Annotated in this window: 18 protein-coding genes, 4 tRNA genes and 1 riboswitch; of the genes, 18 read left to right on the top strand and 4 right to left on the bottom strand. The window is 64.5% G+C overall.

The features are described 5' to 3' along the window. Window positions 1-21: 21 nt before the first annotated feature. The 3 genes from ACIPY3_RS12520 to ACIPY3_RS12510 form a co-directional block, all read right to left on the bottom strand. Window positions 22-96 (bottom strand) — tRNA-Val (locus ACIPY3_RS12520). A gap of 38 nt (window positions 97-134) precedes the next feature. Further along, a tRNA-Cys gene (locus ACIPY3_RS12515) sits at window positions 135-205 on the bottom strand. A gap of 45 nt (window positions 206-250) precedes the next feature. Continuing rightward, window positions 251-323, bottom strand: a tRNA-Gly gene (locus tag ACIPY3_RS12510). A gap of 261 nt (window positions 324-584) precedes the next feature. On the opposite strand from ACIPY3_RS12510, the gene ACIPY3_RS12505 reads away from it, so the two are divergent. From ACIPY3_RS12505 to hisF, 15 genes are all read left to right on the top strand, one after another. Further along, a tRNA-Val gene (locus tag ACIPY3_RS12505) sits at window positions 585-659 on the top strand. 108 nt (window positions 660-767) lie between these two features. After that, complete coding sequence (locus ACIPY3_RS12500; RefSeq protein WP_400334494.1) at window positions 768-1652, top strand: cytochrome; 885 nt, start codon at window positions 768-770, stop codon at window positions 1650-1652. A 95-nt stretch (window positions 1653-1747) separates the two neighbouring features. Then, on the top strand, window positions 1748-2320 hold the full coding sequence (def, locus tag ACIPY3_RS12495; protein WP_400334492.1) for a peptide deformylase: 573 nt from the start codon (window positions 1748-1750) through the stop codon (window positions 2318-2320). Then, a complete protein-coding gene (fmt, locus tag ACIPY3_RS12490) occupies window positions 2317-3237 on the top strand; it encodes a methionyl-tRNA formyltransferase (RefSeq protein WP_400334490.1) in 921 nt (306 codons plus the stop codon). The genes def and fmt overlap by 4 nt, the downstream gene beginning before the upstream one ends. Next, window positions 3234-4796, top strand: coding sequence for an RsmB/NOP family class I SAM-dependent RNA methyltransferase (locus ACIPY3_RS12485; RefSeq protein ID WP_400334489.1), 1563 nt, complete (start codon window positions 3234-3236; stop codon window positions 4794-4796). The genes fmt and ACIPY3_RS12485 overlap by 4 nt, the downstream gene beginning before the upstream one ends. Window positions 4797-4876: 80 nt before the next feature. Beyond that, window positions 4877-5551 carry a ribulose-phosphate 3-epimerase gene (rpe, locus tag ACIPY3_RS12480; RefSeq protein WP_400334487.1) on the top strand — a complete coding sequence of 225 codons (675 nt, stop codon included), beginning with the start codon at window positions 4877-4879 and terminating at the stop codon, window positions 5549-5551. Between the two features lie 79 nt (window positions 5552-5630). Further along, a riboswitch (FMN riboswitch) is annotated at window positions 5631-5783 on the top strand. A gap of 88 nt (window positions 5784-5871) precedes the next feature. Further along, a complete protein-coding gene (gene pnuC / locus ACIPY3_RS12475) occupies window positions 5872-6564 on the top strand; it encodes a nicotinamide riboside transporter PnuC (RefSeq protein ID WP_400334485.1) in 693 nt (230 codons plus the stop codon). Next, window positions 6561-7679: a bifunctional diaminohydroxyphosphoribosylaminopyrimidine deaminase/5-amino-6-(5-phosphoribosylamino)uracil reductase RibD gene (gene ribD / locus ACIPY3_RS12470; protein WP_400334483.1), complete on the top strand. Its 1119-nt coding sequence runs from the start codon at window positions 6561-6563 to the stop codon at window positions 7677-7679. Before pnuC ends, ribD begins: the two co-directional genes overlap by 4 nt. After that, window positions 7679-8356, top strand: a complete 678-nt coding sequence (locus ACIPY3_RS12465; protein ID WP_400334481.1) for a riboflavin synthase — start codon at window positions 7679-7681, stop codon at window positions 8354-8356. Before ribD ends, ACIPY3_RS12465 begins: the two co-directional genes overlap by 1 nt. Further along, the gene (gene ribB / locus ACIPY3_RS12460; protein WP_400273050.1) at window positions 8353-9063 is read left to right on the top strand and encodes a 3,4-dihydroxy-2-butanone-4-phosphate synthase; all 711 of its coding nucleotides are present in this window, start codon (window positions 8353-8355) and stop codon (window positions 9061-9063) included. The genes ACIPY3_RS12465 and ribB overlap by 4 nt, the downstream gene beginning before the upstream one ends. Then, complete coding sequence (gene ribA / locus ACIPY3_RS12455) at window positions 9060-9758, top strand: GTP cyclohydrolase II (RefSeq protein ID WP_400334479.1); 699 nt, start codon at window positions 9060-9062, stop codon at window positions 9756-9758. The genes ribB and ribA overlap by 4 nt, the downstream gene beginning before the upstream one ends. An 18-nt stretch (window positions 9759-9776) precedes the next feature. Continuing rightward, window positions 9777-10262, top strand: a complete 486-nt coding sequence (gene ribH / locus ACIPY3_RS12450; RefSeq protein ID WP_400334477.1) for a 6,7-dimethyl-8-ribityllumazine synthase — start codon at window positions 9777-9779, stop codon at window positions 10260-10262. 108 nt (window positions 10263-10370) lie between these two features. Then, on the top strand, window positions 10371-10634 hold the full coding sequence (locus ACIPY3_RS12445) for a phosphoribosyl-ATP diphosphatase (RefSeq protein WP_018778638.1): 264 nt from the start codon (window positions 10371-10373) through the stop codon (window positions 10632-10634). A gap of 112 nt (window positions 10635-10746) precedes the next feature. Continuing rightward, entirely contained in the window at window positions 10747-11607 is an 861-nt protein-coding gene (gene hisG, locus ACIPY3_RS12440; protein ID WP_400334475.1) for an ATP phosphoribosyltransferase, read from the top strand. Window positions 11608-11636: 29 nt separating this feature from the next. Beyond that, window positions 11637-12413 carry an imidazole glycerol phosphate synthase subunit HisF gene (gene hisF, locus ACIPY3_RS12435; protein WP_400334474.1) on the top strand — a complete coding sequence of 259 codons (777 nt, stop codon included), beginning with the start codon at window positions 11637-11639 and terminating at the stop codon, window positions 12411-12413. A gap of 78 nt (window positions 12414-12491) precedes the next feature. On the opposite strand, the gene ACIPY3_RS12430 is transcribed toward hisF, so the two are convergent. After that, the gene (locus ACIPY3_RS12430) at window positions 12492-13136 is read right to left on the bottom strand and encodes a TIGR03085 family metal-binding protein (RefSeq protein ID WP_400334744.1); all 645 of its coding nucleotides are present in this window, start codon (window positions 13134-13136) and stop codon (window positions 12492-12494) included. Window positions 13137-13225: 89 nt separating this feature from the next. Here ACIPY3_RS12430 and hisI point away from each other — a divergent pair, with 89 nt between their 5' ends. The 3 genes from hisI to ACIPY3_RS12415 are packed head-to-tail and all read left to right on the top strand — an operon-like array spanning window position 13226 to window position 15897. After that, a complete protein-coding gene (gene hisI, locus ACIPY3_RS12425; protein WP_400334472.1) occupies window positions 13226-13642 on the top strand; it encodes a phosphoribosyl-AMP cyclohydrolase in 417 nt (138 codons plus the stop codon). 54 nt (window positions 13643-13696) lie between these two features. Continuing rightward, window positions 13697-15295, top strand: coding sequence for an anthranilate synthase component I (locus tag ACIPY3_RS12420; RefSeq protein WP_400334470.1), 1599 nt, complete (start codon window positions 13697-13699; stop codon window positions 15293-15295). Then, a complete protein-coding gene (locus tag ACIPY3_RS12415) occupies window positions 15292-15897 on the top strand; it encodes a Trp biosynthesis-associated membrane protein (RefSeq protein WP_400334468.1) in 606 nt (201 codons plus the stop codon). The genes ACIPY3_RS12420 and ACIPY3_RS12415 overlap by 4 nt, the downstream gene beginning before the upstream one ends. Window positions 15898-15957 lie beyond the last annotated feature (60 nt).

Genomic DNA, 15957 nt, shown 5'->3' with positions numbered 1-15957 from the left:
AACAAACAAGTTGCCTTGTTTTGGTGGGCGATACTGGGATCGAACCAGTGACCTCTTCCGTGTCAGGGAAGCGCGCTACCGCTGCGCCAATCGCCCATGCATCCAGAATGACCTGGAAGGCATGGTTTTCACCGAGGTGGGTACGGGATTCGAACCCGTGTATACGGCTTTGCAGGCCGCTGCCTCGCCTCTCGGCCAACCCACCGTGTAAGCAGGATTCCGGGGAATTCATGCCTGACAGTGCCTTGCGAGCGGACGACGAGATTCGAACTCGCGACATCCACCTTGGCAAGGTGGTGCTCTACCAGCTGAGCTACGTCCGCATCGTGGTTCGCTCCGGACCGCCCTTCAGGCATTCCGTCGCTTTCCGACGAGTAAAAACTCTATAGGAGGTTCCAGCAAACTCCAAATCGAGCTCGGTGATTTCCCGACCATGGGGGCTGGATCCCTGAATTTGCGCGGAATATGCAGACTTCCACGCCTGTAATTCCACGCCTGTAGTTCGTGCTGGCCGACCCGTTTTGCATTCCCGGCAGCGTGGGCTAGTCTTCTATATGCACCGGGCAGTTGATGCACGATCACCCGGGCGATTGGCGCAGTGGTAGCGCGCTTCGTTCACACCGAAGAGGTCACTGGTTCGAACCCAGTATCGCCCACCAACAGAACCCCGCCGGACTGGATCCAGTCCGGCGGGGTTCTTTCGTTTCTCCGGGCAGGTTCCCCGGCCGGGGGCGCATTCTGTCGGTGCTCTGTGTCAGAGTCTTTGTATGACCGCTCCACTGCTTGCCCACGCTACTGACTACGGCCGAATGTATGCCCGTTCCACTACGGAACAGTTTTCGGTGCCTTCCATAACAACTGTCATTGCGCAGCAGGCGCACTCCCTTGACGGCTGGTTCAGTTTCATGGGAGCAAGCAGCCTGGCGGCCGATCCGGAATTGCCCGCGCTTATCGGGAGCCCCGCCCGGATCAGGCAGGCAGTGAACAAGGCGTCGAAGGCCGCCGAAACGTACCGGGACGAGGCTGCCGCACGCGGGGACCGCGTGCATACCTATTGTGAGCAGGTGGCACTGCGCGCCCTTGGACGCCCGCACCGCATGGCGGAGTGCAGGGACGAACTCGCGGCCAACGGTGAGCAGGCCTTTGCCGCAAGATTCGACGAATGGTGGGAGATGTACGGCGTTGAGCCCCTTGCCCCGGAAATCACCGTGTGGAACAAGAGTGTGGGCTACGCCGGAACATTGGACCTGGTGGCCCGGATCAACGGCCGCATTTGCCTGATTGACTACAAGACCAAGGGAACCTCCCGGGACGGCACCGTGAAAGCCCTCGATGACAAGGTAGTCATGCAGTTGGTGGCGGGCATGAAGGCTGAGGAAAGCCTGGTGGATCCCGTGGCGGGGGAGTGGGAACAATGGAGGTTTGGTGAGAACCCCATGCTCCTGGCTGTCGCAATCGGCGAAACGGAGGTACGTCCGCAGCGGGCCAACCCTGAGGTGCTGAAGCACCATTGGTGGAAGTTCTGCGCTTTGCGGCGGGTGTGGGAAATGTCCGCCGATGTCTCGGCCGCCGGGCAGGCCCTCCTGCCGATCGCCCCGCCACCCCTTGCCGCCTCGGGGGTCAGGATCGGTGCCGGCGCCGCAGGAAACTAACCCGGGCCAAGCCCCTGATCCTTCCTCTCAACTAAACTGGCTAAGGCTCCGCAGCATCCGGACCAGAGACAGACGATCGTGAGGACTGACAGCAGATGGCAATTTTGAGTATCCGAATCATCGGGGATCCGGTGTTGCGCACCGTGGCGGATCCCGTCACCGACTTCGGACCGGAACTCGCCAAGCTGGTAGCCGACATGATGGACACCATGGAAGATGTTGACGGTGCAGGCCTGGCAGCCCCGCAAGTGGGCGTGAGCCAGCGCGTTTTTACTTACCGCATCGGCGGGGCAGAAGGACACATCATCAATCCTGTCCTGGACAACAGCGAAGACTTCCAACCGGATGAGGTTGAAGGGTGCCTGTCCATTCCAGGACTTGGCTTCCCGGTTCGCCGCCACCGGGCCACCACGGTCACTGGCGTGGATCTCAACGGCAATCCGGTGACGGTGGAGGCCGAGGGAATGCTGGCGCGGTGCTTCCAACATGAGAACGACCATCTGGACGGAGTCCTGTACACCGACCGTTTGGAAGGTGAGGACCGCAAGTCCGCACTGCGTGCCATCCGCAATGGCAACTACCACGCGGTTACTGAACAGACCACGTCCAAGCGGGCCACTTCAGTGGGTTCCAGTTTTGGTGGCGGCAGCTTCGGGATTCCGGAGTGAGGGTACTGTTCGCCGGAACGCCGGCGGTTGCTGTTCCTTCCCTTAACGCTTTGGTGAACGCGGGATTCGATGTTGTAGCCGTACTGACCCGGCCGGACGCGCCGCTGGGACGCAAGCGGGTGCTTACCCCCTCGCCCGTGGCGGCCCGTGCTGAAGAACTGGGTATCGAGGTGATCCGTGCGGCAAAAGTGGACGCTGAGGTCACGGCGAGAATAGCCGGCATCGCACCGGACGTCGCCGCCATCGTGGCCTACGGCGGCATTGTTCCGCGCGCAGCCTTGGACGTTCCAACCCATGGTTGGGTGAACCTCCACTTCTCGCTGCTCCCGGCGTGGCGGGGCGCGGCGCCGGTACAGCGCTCCATCATCGCGGGCGATGATGTCACCGGTGCGGCCACCTTCCGCCTGGAGGAGGGGCTGGACACCGGACCGGTCTTCGGAACCCTGACTGAAACGGTTCGCGATGACGATACTGCCGGTGATCTCCTGAACCGGCTTTCTGACAGCGGTGCGGTGCTGTTATGCCAGACCCTGTCTGCTATCGACGCCGGCCAGGCAGCCCCGCAGGCGCAATCAGGCGACATCTCCTTGGCGCCAAAGCTCACCCTCGAGGACGGCAGGCTGGACTGGCAGCAGCCAGCCCTTGCATTGCAGCGGCGGTCCCGTGGGGTCACCCCCGAGCCAGGCGCGTGGACCATCCTGGAAGGGCAGCGGATCAAGCTGGAACCGGTGTCCTTGCGTCCTGACGTCAAGGACCTGGATCCCGGCATGGTCCGGGCTGAAGGTAAGTCTGTATTGGTAGGTACGGGCTCCCATGCCGTGGAGCTGGGCCGCATCCAGCCCGCAGGAAAGAAAATGATGCCGCCGGCCGACTGGGCCCGCGGCTTGGCAGCAGCCGGGAAAGTGGTTTTTGAATGAGTGAGTCAGGCCGCCGAGGCCCCAACAGCGGCGGAAGCCGGGATGGCCGCCGGAGCCAAGCCGCATCCGGGAAACAAGGTCCCCGCGGCGACAGCAAGCGCAACGCCCAAGGCAGGGAACGGAACAGGGGCCCGCAGAAGGGATTCTCCTCCAGTGCCCCGTCACAGCGCACCAGGCGCGCGGATCCGGCCCGTTTGGTTGCCTTCGAGGTGCTTCGGGCGGTTGCTTCGGAGGACGCCTACGCCAACCTGGTTCTCCCGGCGCGCATCCGCGAGCACCGGCTGGACCGCCGGGATGCCGGCTTCGCTACCGAACTAAGTTACGGGGCCTTGCGTGGCCAAGGCACCTACGACGCCATCCTGGCCCGTTGCGTCGACCGTCCCTTGGAGCAACTCGACCCCGCCATCCTTGATGCCCTCCGGATCGGCGCCCACCAGTTGCTGTCCATGCGCGTCCCGGCCCATGCGGCCCTGGACCAGACAGTGGGCCTGGCCCGTGCCGTGATCGGCGCCGGACCGTCGTCGCTCATCAACGCCGTCCTTCGAAAAGTGACGGCCCGCTCGCTCCAGGAGTGGCTGGATGTACTGCTGGACCAGGAGGACGATGCGACCAAAGTCGCGGCACTGCGCCACGCCCACCCGGAGTGGATCGTCCGGGCCTTGCGCCAGTCCCTGGTGAACCACGGCCGGCCCGTATCCGAGATTGAAGCCTTGCTGGAGGCGGACAACGCCGCGCCGGTGGTAAACCTTGTGGCGTTGCCGGGGATTGGCAGCCTGGAAGAAGCCCTCGAGCTGGGCGCCACCCCGGGTGAACTTGTTGAAGGCTCGGCCCTTTCGTCCGGTGGAGACCTCGGCAGGCTGGAATCCGTCCGTGCAGGGACCACCCGGGTCCAGGACGTTGGTTCCCAGTTGGTTGCCCGTGCAGTAGCGGAGGCCCGTGTGGACACCGGATCGGCCGGGGGCGAGCGTTGGCTGGACCTCTGTGCAGGACCAGGCGGCAAGGCAGCGTTGTTGGCGGCGTTGGCCCACCAGGGTGGAGCAACCCTGCTGGCGAACGAACCCGCTCCCCACCGCGCAAAGCTGGTCCAACAGGCTTTGTCCGCGGTTCCCCAGGACTCGTGGACAGTCCGGACCGGAGACGGCAGGGAAGTGGGCTCCGAACAGCCGGAGTCCTTTGACCGGGTGCTGGTGGACGTTCCTTGCAGCGGCCTGGGCGCCCTTCGCCGGCGCCCCGAGTCCCGTTGGCGCCGTGCCCCCAAGGATGTGGCCGATTTGGGTCCGCTCCAGCGGGAACTCCTGAACTCGGCCATCGACGCCGTGAAGCCCGGCGGAGTGGTGGGGTACGTCACGTGCTCGCCGCACCCCGCGGAAACAACCGCCGTCGTCGGGGATGTCCTGACGAAGCGCGCGGACCTTGAGTTGCTCGACGCCGGCAGGGCACTTGACGATGTGAGCCTCGGCGGTCATTTGGGCGCGGGCCACGAATTGACGGCGCAGCTTTGGCCGCACGTCCACCAGACCGACGCCATGTTCCTGGCGTTGATCCGCAAGAAGCCGTAGCAGGCTCCTGCGGGCTGCGGACTTCACCGGCTCCGCTGCCCGCACGCGTCAGTCCATTACTACATCGAAGGGGAAATTCCTTGTCCCAGTGCTGTATCAACCCGAGCATCCTCTCCGCGGACTTCGTCAACCTTGAGACCGAACTCCAGCGCATCGGCACCGCGGACGCAGTGCACGTGGATGTCATGGACAACCACTTTGTTCCCAACCTGACACTGGGCCTGCCCGTGGTGCAGCGCATCCAAGCTGTCAGCCCCGTGCCGCTGGACGCTCACCTGATGATTTCCGACGCCGACCGCTGGGCACCTGCCTACGCGGACGCCGGTGTTGCCTCAGTGACCTTCCACGCCGAGGCAGCGATGGCCCCGGTGAAGCTCGCGCGCGAACTGCGTGCCCGCGGGGCAAAGGCAGGCATGGCGCTGCGGCCCGCCACGCCGGTGGAGCCGTACTTGGACATGCTCAGTGAACTGGACATGCTCCTGATCATGACCGTGGAACCGGGGTTTGGCGGCCAGGCCTTCCTGGACGTCACCCTGCCGAAGATCCGCCGTGCCCGCGCTGCCGTTGACGGCTCGGGCCTGGGCGTCGCCATCCAGGTTGATGGCGGCATCACGGAGGAGACCATTGTGCGCGCTGCCGAAGCAGGAGCGAATGTCTTCGTAGCAGGTTCGGCCGTCTACGGCCACGAAGATCCGGCTGCTGCCATTGACCGGCTCCGGACAGCTGGCTCAAAGGCCGGCCAAGCCACTCGGTGACGTCCGCTTCCGGATGTTACGAAGATGGCCGGGAATAGTCCGGCCATCTTCAAGGTTGTGGCAGAATATCAACACACATATACGTGCTCCGGGGTCGGTGTAAGTCCGAACCGGCGGTCATAGTCCGCGACCCGCGCGCCAAGGGAATCCAGCAATGGATGCCGGAGGCAGACGGTTGAACCGGTGGAATTCCGGTACCGACAGTTAAAGTCTGGATGGGAGAAGCACGTACAGTCACGCCGTGTGCGTCCAACAGGACGTTCCGGTCGTGCTCTGTCGTACACCCCCGGAGCCATCGCGGCTGACTGGGAAGGAACGGCATGGATTTTCTGCGATGGCTCTTCGAAGCACAGATACCTGTTGGAGGATCTGCGCTTGTACTACGCGAAGTGCTTGGCAATATTTTTGGGCTCGCAAGCGCCCTCGGCGGAATGCGCCGTAAAGTCTGGGCTTGGCCCGTGGGCATTCTCGGCAACATCCTGCTGCTGACCGTGTTCCTCGGCAACGTCTTCGGCGCAGCGGCGCCGGCTACCCTGTGGGGACAGGCCGCCCGCCAATTGATGTTCATCGCCGTGGCCGTTTATGGCTGGTACCGGTGGCAGCAAGGCCGCAGCTCCGGCAGTGCCGGACGCGCCATTGTTCCTGGTTGGGCCACCCCTAAAGTCCGCATCGCCTTGATCGGTGCGATGGTTGCCGGGACGGCAGCGCTGACCCCCTTGTTCGATGCCCTGGGTTCGTACCCGCCTGTTTGGGCCGATGCCTGGACCTTCATGGGATCCCTCCTGGCAACCTATGGCATGGCCCGCGGCTGGACCGAGTTCTGGCTGATCTGGGTTGCGGTGGACATTGTCGGTGTGCCCCTGCTGTTCAGCGCGGGTTACTACGCAAGCGCCGTGATGTACCTGTTCTATGGCTTCTTCACCCTGGCCGGATTCTTCGTCTGGTGGCGGGCTGACAAGCGTGAACGTCCAGCAGCGCCGAGGATCCAGTCGACGGCGGGAGCGGTGTCATGACCGGTTCCCTGGATTTCAGCGCCGCCGAGCACGCCGCCATGGACGCTGCCCTGGCCGCGGCCTTGGCGGGTCCCCGGGGAGCCAATCCCTTGGTGGGTGCCGTCATCCTCAGCCCGGCGGGAGAGCAGTTGGCTGTTGGCTACCACCGTGGTGCCGGCACCGCGCATGCCGAGGCGGATGCCATCCATGAAGCCCGCAAGCAGGGAGTGGACCTGGCCGGAACCACCATGGTGGTCACCCTGGAACCGTGCAACCACGTAGGACGTACCGGACCGTGCGCCCAGGCGATCATCGCGGCCGGCATTGCCCGGGTTATCTATGCCGTCGACGATCCCCATGATCCCGCCGCCGGCGGCGCCCGGACGCTTCGCTCCGCCGGAGTGGAGGTTGGTTCCGGGCTGGCAGAGGCCGAGGCGCTCCATCTCAACAGGGAATGGTTCGACGCCGTTGCCGCCAAGCGTCCTTTCGTCACCCTGCACATCGCACAGACCTTGGACAGCCGCATTGCGGCGGTGGACGGAACCAGCCAGTGGATTTCGAGCCCGGAATCCCTGGCCGACAACCACGGCCTGCGGGGACTGATTGATGCGATCCTCGTGGGCACCGGCACGGTCCTGATCGACAACCCCCGCCTCACCGCCCGCGATCCCGACGGTGGCCTCTCCGGCCGCCAACCCCTTCGGGTGGTCATGGGACAACGGGATGTTCCGGAAGACGCGGCGGTCCGGGGGACGGATGGACGGTTCCTCCACCTTCCGACCCGCGACCCCGCCGAAGCCCTCTCCCTGCTGTTCGAACAAGGCGTGCGACACGTCATGGTGGAAGGCGGATCGAGCATCCTGAGCACCTTCCTGGCGGCGGGACTGGTGGACGAACTGATCGTCTACCTGGCCCCCACCCTGTTGGGCTCCGGTACGCCGGCCCTTCACGACCTGGGCATCTCCACGCTGGCCGACGCCCAGCACTGGGCATGGGACGAGGCCGGACGCGGCTCCGTCCGTACCTTGGGCAACGACCTGCGGCTGCACTTGCGGCCAACCCGGCCTCAAGCCAGCACAACCCCGAATTCCCGTCCCGGCAGTGAAGCCGCGGAATATGTCTCAGGAGGACACTGATGTTTACCGGAATCGTCGCCGAGCAGGGCACTGTCCTGGCCATTGAACACGAAGGCGAAACCAGCGCCACCCTGCGCCTGAAAGCGCCAAGCACGGCCGACGGCCTGCCGTTGGGCGGCTCCATCGCCGTCAACGGCGTGTGCCTCACGGCGACGCAGATTGAGGGCCAGGAGTTCAGCGTGGACGTCATGGGGGAGACCCTGGTCCGAACCACGATCGGACAGTTGGCGCCGGGCGACTCCGTCAACCTTGAACGCTGCGTCCCGGCAGGAGGCCGCCTCGACGGACACGTTGTCCAAGGGCACGTGGACGGCGTCGGGGAACTTCGGGAACGTGAAGCGCAGGGCAATTGGGACCGCCTGCGCTTTGGCGTCCCGGCCCCCCTGGCCCGGTACATCGCCGAAAAGGGTTCGATCGCCGTCGACGGTGTTTCGCTGACCGTCACCGCTGTCAGCCCTGCCGCGGCAGCGGAACCGTGGTTCGAAGTAGGGCTGATCCCCACCACGCTTGAGGAAACCGGCCTCGGCGCGAAGGCCCTCGGGGCGAACGTGAACCTGGAAGTGGACGTACTGGCCAAGTACACCGAGCGCCTGCTCTCCTTTGCCCCGCAGGGAAACCCCGCGCACCGTGCCGGAGATGACACCATCACAGCAGCAACACAGGAGGCAGCGCGATGAGCACGCCAGCCAAGACCACCCCGGACACCATCCACCGCCAGGGCCTGGATCCCGTCGAGGCAGCCATCGTGGCCATGGCCGCGGGCAAGGCCGTGATCGTGGTGGATAACGAAGACCGCGAGAACGAAGGCGACATCATCTTCGCGGCCCAGCACGCCACTCCTGCCCTGATGGGATGGACTATCCGCTATTCGTCCGGCGTGATCTGCGTGCCGCTTGAAGGCGCTCGGGCCGATGCTCTGGCGCTACCGCAGATGGTGGCCGTCAACGAGGACGCGAAGGGTACGGCATACACGGTTTCGTGCGATGCCGCCCAAGGCGTGAGCACCGGCATTTCGGCCACGGACCGCGCATTGACGGCCAGGATCCTCGCGGATCCGGGCAGTACGCCGGCCGCCATAACCCGTCCCGGGCATATTTTCCCCCTCCGCGCGGTTAAGGGAGGAGTGCGTGAACGCCCCGGTCACACGGAAGCGGCAGTGGACTTGTGCCGACTCGCCGGCCTGGCTCCCGTGGGTGTGATCGCTGAGTTGGTACACGACGATGGCGAAATGATGCGCTTGGACAGCCTGCGCGACTTCGCCGCCGAGCACGGATGTCCCCTCATTTCGATCGAGGACCTGGTGGCATACGTGGAGGCGGTAGAGTCCGAAGGGGCACAGAATCCCAACGCACACATTTCGGTGGCAGACGAGGAGAAGCGATGACGGCATCCACGACGCGACGCAGCAGCGATTCGGAGCGCACACCCCATCCGGTTTCCGGTGGGCCGATTGTGCAATTGCCCACCGCTTTCGGTGATTTCGTAGCCCAGGCATGGACGGACCACGAGACCGGTGTTGAACACCTCGCCGTCAGCTCGCCCAACCCTCCCAAGGACGGACGCGCACCTTTGGTCCGGCTGCATTCGGAATGCCTGACCGGTGACGTGTTCGGGTCCTACCGCTGCGATTGCGGGGAGCAATTGGCGTTTGCCCTGGAGCTGATCCATGCCGAAGGCGGCACGCTCCTGTACCTGCGCGGCCAGGAAGGCCGTGGCATTGGCCTGGCCAACAAGATCAAGGCCTACGCCCTGCAGGAAGCCGGATTCGACACTGTGGAGGCCAATGAACAGCTGGGCCTGCCCGTTGACGCCCGTTCGTACAACGCTGCTGCCCAGATCCTGGCAGAAATGGGCCTCCATGAGGTCCGGCTCCTCAGCAACAACCCGGACAAGCAGAACCGGCTGGCCCAGGCCGGCGTCACTGTGGTGGAAATGGTCCCCACCGAGGTGCCGTCCCGCGAGCAGAACCTGCGCTACCTGCAGACCAAGAAGGACCGGATGGACCACCTGCTGACGCTTGAAACCGAGCCTGCAGGAAACGGCAACAAACCCCACACTTTCGACAACAAACAAGACTGAACGGATTTCCAGGAAACAATGAGCGGACACGGCGCGCCCACCATCGACCTCACTACCCTCAACCCCGAGGAAACCTCGGAACTGAAGCTGGCCATCGTTGCGGCCAGCTGGCACACCCAGATCATGGATGGCCTCCTGGATGGCGCCCTCCGCGCCGCCAAGGAAGCCGGCATCGCCGAACCCGCGGTGCTGCGGGTTCCCGGGAGTTTCGAACTCCCCGTGGCAGCAGCCCGGCTGGCCCCGCATTTTGACGCCGTAGTAGCTCTCGGTGTGGTCATCCGCGGTGGCACACCGCACTTCGACTACGTCTGCCAGGCGGCCACCTCCGGGCTGACCGACGTGAGCGTACGCACCGGCGTGCCGGTAGGTTTCGGGGTCCTCACGTGCGACACCGAACAGCAGGGCCTGGACCGCGCCGGGCTTCCCGGTTCAACCGAGGACAAGGGCCACGAAGCAGTCTCTGCGGCCCTGGCCACGGCGGTCACCCTCAAGCAGTTCAGCTAGCCTGGTTGCTTGCAGGGAGGGGATGTGGGTGTGTGTTCACTCACATCCCCTTCGTCATGCAACGCCCCAACAAGCGGGGCCAGCCACGAAGCAAGTAGTCTGTAGGGCGTGAAGAATTTCGAGACGCTGTTCGCAGAACTGAGTGAGAAAGCAGCGACCCGCCCGGCAGGTTCGCGCACGGTCGCTGAACTGGACTCCGGAATCCACGGCATCGGCAAGAAAGTCGTCGAAGAAGCCGCCGAAGTCTGGATGGCCGCGGAGTACGAATCCGACGAAGCCGCTGCCGAGGAAATCTCCCAGCTGCTGTACCACCTGCAGGTCCTCATGCTCGCCAAGGGCCTCAGCCTGGAGGACGTTTACAAGCATCTCTAGCCACGCCACTCCGCCTGCTTCGCCCGTCCCTTCAATGGGTGGGGCAGCCCAGCCGGAGCCTTCCGCGTGGCCGTGTGCCTGAAACCTCCCTTCCAAACAGAAAGTCTTTCCCATGCTCCGTGTAGCAGTCCCGAACAAGGGATCCCTGTCAGAAGCCGCCTCCGCCATGTTGTCCGAGGCCGGCTACCGCCAGCGCCGCGACAGCCGTGAACTGGTGATGGTTGATCCCGACAACGACATCGAGTTCTTCTTCCTGCGCCCCCGCGACATCGCCGTGTATGTGGGACAGGGAACCCTTGATGTAGGCATTACCGGCCGCGACCTCCTGCTTGATGCCAAGGTGGAAGCCGAAGAGTTGCTTCCCCTGGGCTTTGCCCCCTCCACGTTCCGGTTCGCCGGTCCCGTTGGTGACTTCTCCGGCGTCGAGCAACTCGAGGGCAAGCGTTTGGCCACCAGCTATGACGGCCTGCTGCGGGACTACCTCGCCGAACGTGGCGTCAACGCCAAGGTGGTCCGCCTTGACGGCGCCGTCGAATCGTCGGTGCGCCTCGGCGTGGCCGATGCGATCGCCGACGTCGTGGAAACGGGCAACACCCTCAAGGCTGCGGGCATGGAAATCTTCGGCGATCCGATCCTGCGTTCCGAGGCTGTCCTGATCCGCCGCACAGGACCCGGTGGCGCCGCAAACGGCACCGCCAAGGAAATCGACGTTCTGATCCGTCGCCTGCAGGGTGTCCTCGTGGCCCGCCAGTATGTCCTGATGGACTATGACATCCGCAAGGACCTGGTGGAAGACGCTGCTGCGCTGACCCCCGGGCTGGAGTCGCCCACCGTTTCGCCGTTGCGTGACTCCGAATGGGTGGCTGTCCGGTCCATGGTTCCCAAGAAGGAAACCAACCGGATCATGGATGAGCTTTACGACCTCGGCGCCCGCGCCATCCTGGTCAGCAGCATCCACGCCTGCCGTATCTGACCCGGCCCCGATCTCCAGAGGAGCAACACATGGCTGTAGCCGTACGCGTTATTCCCTGCCTCGACGTTGACGCCGGCCGCGTGGTCAAGGGCGTCAACTTCGAAGGCCTGCGCGACGCCGGGGACCCGGTTGAGCTGGCCCACCGCTATGACAACGGGGGAGCCGACGAGCTGACGTTCCTCGACGTCACGGCTTCCTCCGGCAACCGGGAAACGACTTTCGATGTTGTGCGCAGGACTGCCGAGGAAGTCTTCATTCCGCTCACCGTCGGTGGCGGCGTACGTGGCGTGGCCGAAGTGGACAAGCTGCTCCGCTTCGGCGCGGACAAAGCGTCCATCAACACCGCTGCCGTGGCACGTCCCGAGGTCATCGGTGAGATCACCCGCCACTTCGGTTCGCAGGTGCTGGTGTTGTCTGTGGACGCGCGCCGTACCCGCGAAGGCGACGTCCCGACATCGTCCGGTTTTGAGGTAACCACCCACGGTGGCCGCACGGGAACCGGAATCGACGCCATCGCCTGGGCCAAGGAAGCCGCGGACCGTGGAGTCGGCGAGATCCTGTTGAACTCGATCGATGCGGACGGTACCAAAGATGGCTTCGACCTGGAGCTCATCCGCCTGGTCCGTGCCGCGGTCAATATTCCGATCATCGCTTCCGGCGGCGCCGGCGAGCCAGCGCACTTCCCGCCCGCCGTGGAAGCCGGAGCCGACGCCGTGCTGGCCGCCTCCGTATTCCACTTCGGTCCGGATGACATGATTGCGCAGGTAAAGACCGCCATCCGCGCGGCGGGCTTCGAAGTGCGCTAAGCATCAGACAGCAACGCGGGGTCACTTCCGGCCCATCATCCCTGGTGGGATGGGCCGGAAGTGACCCCGCGTTGGTGCTTAAAGTCCGATGTCGGCCGACTGCAAGAGGGCGACGGCGTCCGGCTGGCCTTCGAAGGTGACCAAGGCCTGGTTGGTCCGGCCATGGGCGTGCATCAGCAACTCCCCAGGATCGCCGACGATCGCCACCGAAACGGGTGCCCGTTTGGCAACGTGCCGGGGTCCCGTGGGGCGGACAAGGACTATGCCCAGGTCCACGCCGCGGTACAAGTAGGCAGCCCGCTTGATCAGTTCATCCCACAGGGCATCCGAGTAGGCCTCGTCCAGGGCGCGGGGTGCCCAGCGGTCCCCGGCGCGGCGGATGTCCTCCGTGTGCACGAAATATTCGATGAGGTTGGACGTTTCGTCGAGGGCCTTGATCTTCAGGGGGGAGAGTGCCGGAGGGCCTGCCCTGAACGTCTTGACCAACTCGGCGTAGTCGTCCGTGCTCTTCAACCTGGCCGCCAGCTTGGAGGTGGCCTTGTCCGAGGCCTTGCCGAGGCTGGGGATCAGCAGGCCCAGCCCTACTGCCGCCTTGCGTTCACGCAGGTAGAGGTGCGCGGCAAGATCCCGGGTGAGCCACCCTTCGCAGAGCGTGGGGGAGTCAGGCCCGGCCGCCATCAGTGTTTCGGCCAGTACTTCACGGGAAGGATCGACGAAATGCATCACTTGTGAAACTAGCACGATCAGGGCTCTGTTGCTTAGTGGAACCGCCGCATAAACCGGGGTCTCCCGAAGGCACTAGACTTGATCTGATGTCAGAGCAGTCCGCACCCAGTCCAACTCCTGCCGTGGAGTTCCCCAGCGACCCCGCAGTGACCCTTCCAGAGGCGATCTCGAGCGCCCTTAAACGCGATTCCGCCGGTCTTGTAGCCGCCATCATCCAGCAGCACGACACCAACGAGGTCCTCATGCTGGGCTGGATGGATGACGAAGCACTCCGCCGCACCATGACCACGGGACGGGTGACGTTCTACTCCCGTTCGCGCCAGGAGTACTGGCGCAAGGGCGACACTTCCGGACACGTTCAGTTCGTGAAGTCAGTCGCCCTTGACTGCGACGGCGATGCCCTGCTGGTCCGCGTGGACCAGGTTGGCGCGGCCTGCCACACCGGGACCCGGACCTGCTTCGACGGGCGCGACTTTACGGTCGTCACGGGTCACCGCGACTAGGCACCCATCCTTTTACTGACGCACCACCTCATACCGAAGGCGGAAAGAATAGCCATGCAGGACCTTGGAATCATCAGCCCGGGCCTGGAAGAGTTCCGCGAACTCGCCGTCCACAGCCGTGTCATCCCCGTCCGACTCAAAGTCCTGGCCGATGCCGAGACGCCGATCGGGCTGTACCGCAAGCTGGCCAAGGGCCAGCCGGGTACCTTCCTCCTGGAATCCGCGGCTGTGGGAGGTGCCTGGTCCCGCTACTCGTTCATCGGCGCGAAGTCACGTGCCACCCTGACCACCAAGGACGGACAGGCGCACTGGATCGGTGAACCGCCCGTCGGGGTCCCCGTGGGCGGCAACCCTGTTGAAGCGGTGCGCGACACCATCGCTGCCCTGCAGACAGACCGTTTTGAAGGCCTTCCGCCCTTCACGTCCGGCCTGGTTGGATTCCTGGGCTGGGAGGCCGTGCGCCACTGGGAACGCCTGACGACGCCGCCGGAAGACGACCTGCACCTGCCGGAAATGGCCCTGAACCTGGTCACGGACATGGCCGTCCATGACAACGTGGACGGTACGGTGCTGCTCATTGCCAACGCCATCAACTTCGACAACAGCACCGAGCGCGTGGATGAGGCGTGGCATGACGCCGTGGCGCGCGTGAAGTCCCTGTTGGATCAGGTCAGCACACCCGTGGCCCAGCCGGTCTCCGTCCTTGAAGCAGCTGCGTTGGACTTCGCGTCCAGCGTGCAGGAACGCTGGGACGAGAACCAGTACTTGGAGGCGATCGACCGTGGCAAGGAAGCGATCGTTGACGGGGAAGTGTTCCAGGTGGTGATTTCGCGGCGTTTCGAAATGGAATGCGCCGCCGACCCGCTGGATGTCTACCGGGTACTGCGCAACACCAACCCGAGCCCTTACATGTACGTCTTCAGCCTGGCTGATGCCGATGGCCGGGAATACTCGATAGTGGGATCCTCTCCGGAGGCACTTGTCACCGTCACCGGCGGCGAAGTCATCACCCACCCCATCGCCGGGTCGCGTCCCCGTGGCAAGACGGTGGAAGCGGACAAGGCCTTGGCAACCGAGCTCCTCGCGGACCAGAAGGAACGCGCCGAACATCTGATGCTCGTGGATCTTTCCCGCAACGACCTCTCCAAGGTCTGCGTCGCTGGAACGGTGGACGTCACCCAGTTCATGGAAGTTGAGCGCTTCAGCCACATCATGCACCTGGTCTCCACGGTGGTTGGTGAATTGGCGCCTGACGCAAAGGCATACGACGTCCTCAAGGCGACCTTCCCCGCGGGCACCCTCTCCGGCGCTCCGAAGCCGCGGGCCCTGCGCCTGCTGGATGAACTCGAACCGCACCGCCGCGGCATCTACGGTGGCGTAGTTGGCTACCTGGACTTCGCCGGCGACATGGACATGGCAATCGCCATCCGTTCGGCACTTCTGCGTGAGGGTCGCGCCTATGTGCAGGCGGGCGGAGGGATCGTGGCCGATTCCCACAAGCCATCCGAGGCGCTGGAAACTGTCAACAAGGCCGCGGCCCCGCTGCGGGCGGTGCACACGGCCGGTTCGTTGCAGAACATTGCGGCCAAAACCGTCCCCGACGCTGGAACAACGAACGGTGGAACCTTCGACGGCGGGACGCCCGCCTCATGACGGCCAAGGCACCCGTCAAAGCGGCTTCCACCCAACCACGTTGGGCCAGTAAATCCACGCTGGTACTGACGACGACCCTGCTGGCCTTCGCAGTGTTTGGTACCACCACGCAGACCTGGATCACTGTCCATCTGGATCCTGCCACGGCCTCCACTGCCGATCTGCAGGTTCAGGGAAACAAGGCTGCCACGGCCGTGACTGCGCTTGCCCTGGTCTCCCTGGCAGGTGGGCTGGCGGCGTCCATTGCGGGCCGCATTGCCCGGTGGATCATTGCTGCCATCATCGCGTTGTCGGCCGTGGGCATCATCTTGGCCGCCGTGACGGTACTGGGCGACCCACTCGGTGCCGCGCAGGGATCCATCGCAGGCGCAACAGGCGTGTCGGGCGGCCAGGCAGAGGTGGCCACGACGTTGTTCCCGGTAGTGGCAATCGTGGCCGGGGCCTTCCTGGGGGTGTGCGCCGTGATGCTGCCGCTTTCCGGACGTTACTGGAAGAGCCGCACCAAGTACGACAAGGCGGGCAGCGGCGTAGCCGGTGGCAGTGGGCCGGTTGACGAGATCGACAGTTGGGACAGCCTCTCCCGCGGGGAAGACCCCACGTAAGCCATCCGCCATCCTTGCGGGCCGGCGTCGTGCAATAAAAGAGCACACGCTCGCCCTGAC

It is taken from the genome of Paenarthrobacter sp. NPDC089714, assembly GCF_044748905.1.
Taxonomy (GTDB): domain Bacteria; phylum Actinomycetota; class Actinomycetes; order Actinomycetales; family Micrococcaceae; genus Arthrobacter.
Note: the sequence above shows the minus strand (reverse complement) of the source record. Positions and strands in the feature narration are given on the sequence as shown.

Coding starts and splice junctions, on each gene's coding strand:
- ACIPY3_RS12415 (WP_400334468.1), top strand. CDS start 15,292: ATGACGGCCAAGGCACCCGTCAAAGCGGCTTCCACCCAACCACGTTGG.
- ribA (WP_400334479.1), top strand. CDS start 9,060: ATGACGGCATCCACGACGCGACGCAGCAGCGATTCGGAGCGCACACCC.
- hisG (WP_400334475.1), top strand. CDS start 10,747: ATGCTCCGTGTAGCAGTCCCGAACAAGGGATCCCTGTCAGAAGCCGCC.
- def (WP_400334492.1), top strand. CDS start 1,748: ATGGCAATTTTGAGTATCCGAATCATCGGGGATCCGGTGTTGCGCACC.
- ribD (WP_400334483.1), top strand. CDS start 6,561: ATGACCGGTTCCCTGGATTTCAGCGCCGCCGAGCACGCCGCCATGGAC.
- hisI (WP_400334472.1), top strand. CDS start 13,226: ATGTCAGAGCAGTCCGCACCCAGTCCAACTCCTGCCGTGGAGTTCCCC.
- ribH (WP_400334477.1), top strand. CDS start 9,777: ATGAGCGGACACGGCGCGCCCACCATCGACCTCACTACCCTCAACCCC.
- ACIPY3_RS12500 (WP_400334494.1), top strand. CDS start 768: ATGACCGCTCCACTGCTTGCCCACGCTACTGACTACGGCCGAATGTAT.
- ACIPY3_RS12420 (WP_400334470.1), top strand. CDS start 13,697: ATGCAGGACCTTGGAATCATCAGCCCGGGCCTGGAAGAGTTCCGCGAA.
- ACIPY3_RS12430 (WP_400334744.1), bottom strand. CDS start 13,136: ATGCATTTCGTCGATCCTTCCCGTGAAGTACTGGCCGAAACACTGATG.
- ribB (WP_400273050.1), top strand. CDS start 8,353: ATGAGCACGCCAGCCAAGACCACCCCGGACACCATCCACCGCCAGGGC.
- ACIPY3_RS12485 (WP_400334489.1), top strand. CDS start 3,234: ATGAGTGAGTCAGGCCGCCGAGGCCCCAACAGCGGCGGAAGCCGGGAT.
- hisF (WP_400334474.1), top strand. CDS start 11,637: ATGGCTGTAGCCGTACGCGTTATTCCCTGCCTCGACGTTGACGCCGGC.
- pnuC (WP_400334485.1), top strand. CDS start 5,872: ATGGATTTTCTGCGATGGCTCTTCGAAGCACAGATACCTGTTGGAGGA.
- ACIPY3_RS12465 (WP_400334481.1), top strand. CDS start 7,679: ATGTTTACCGGAATCGTCGCCGAGCAGGGCACTGTCCTGGCCATTGAA.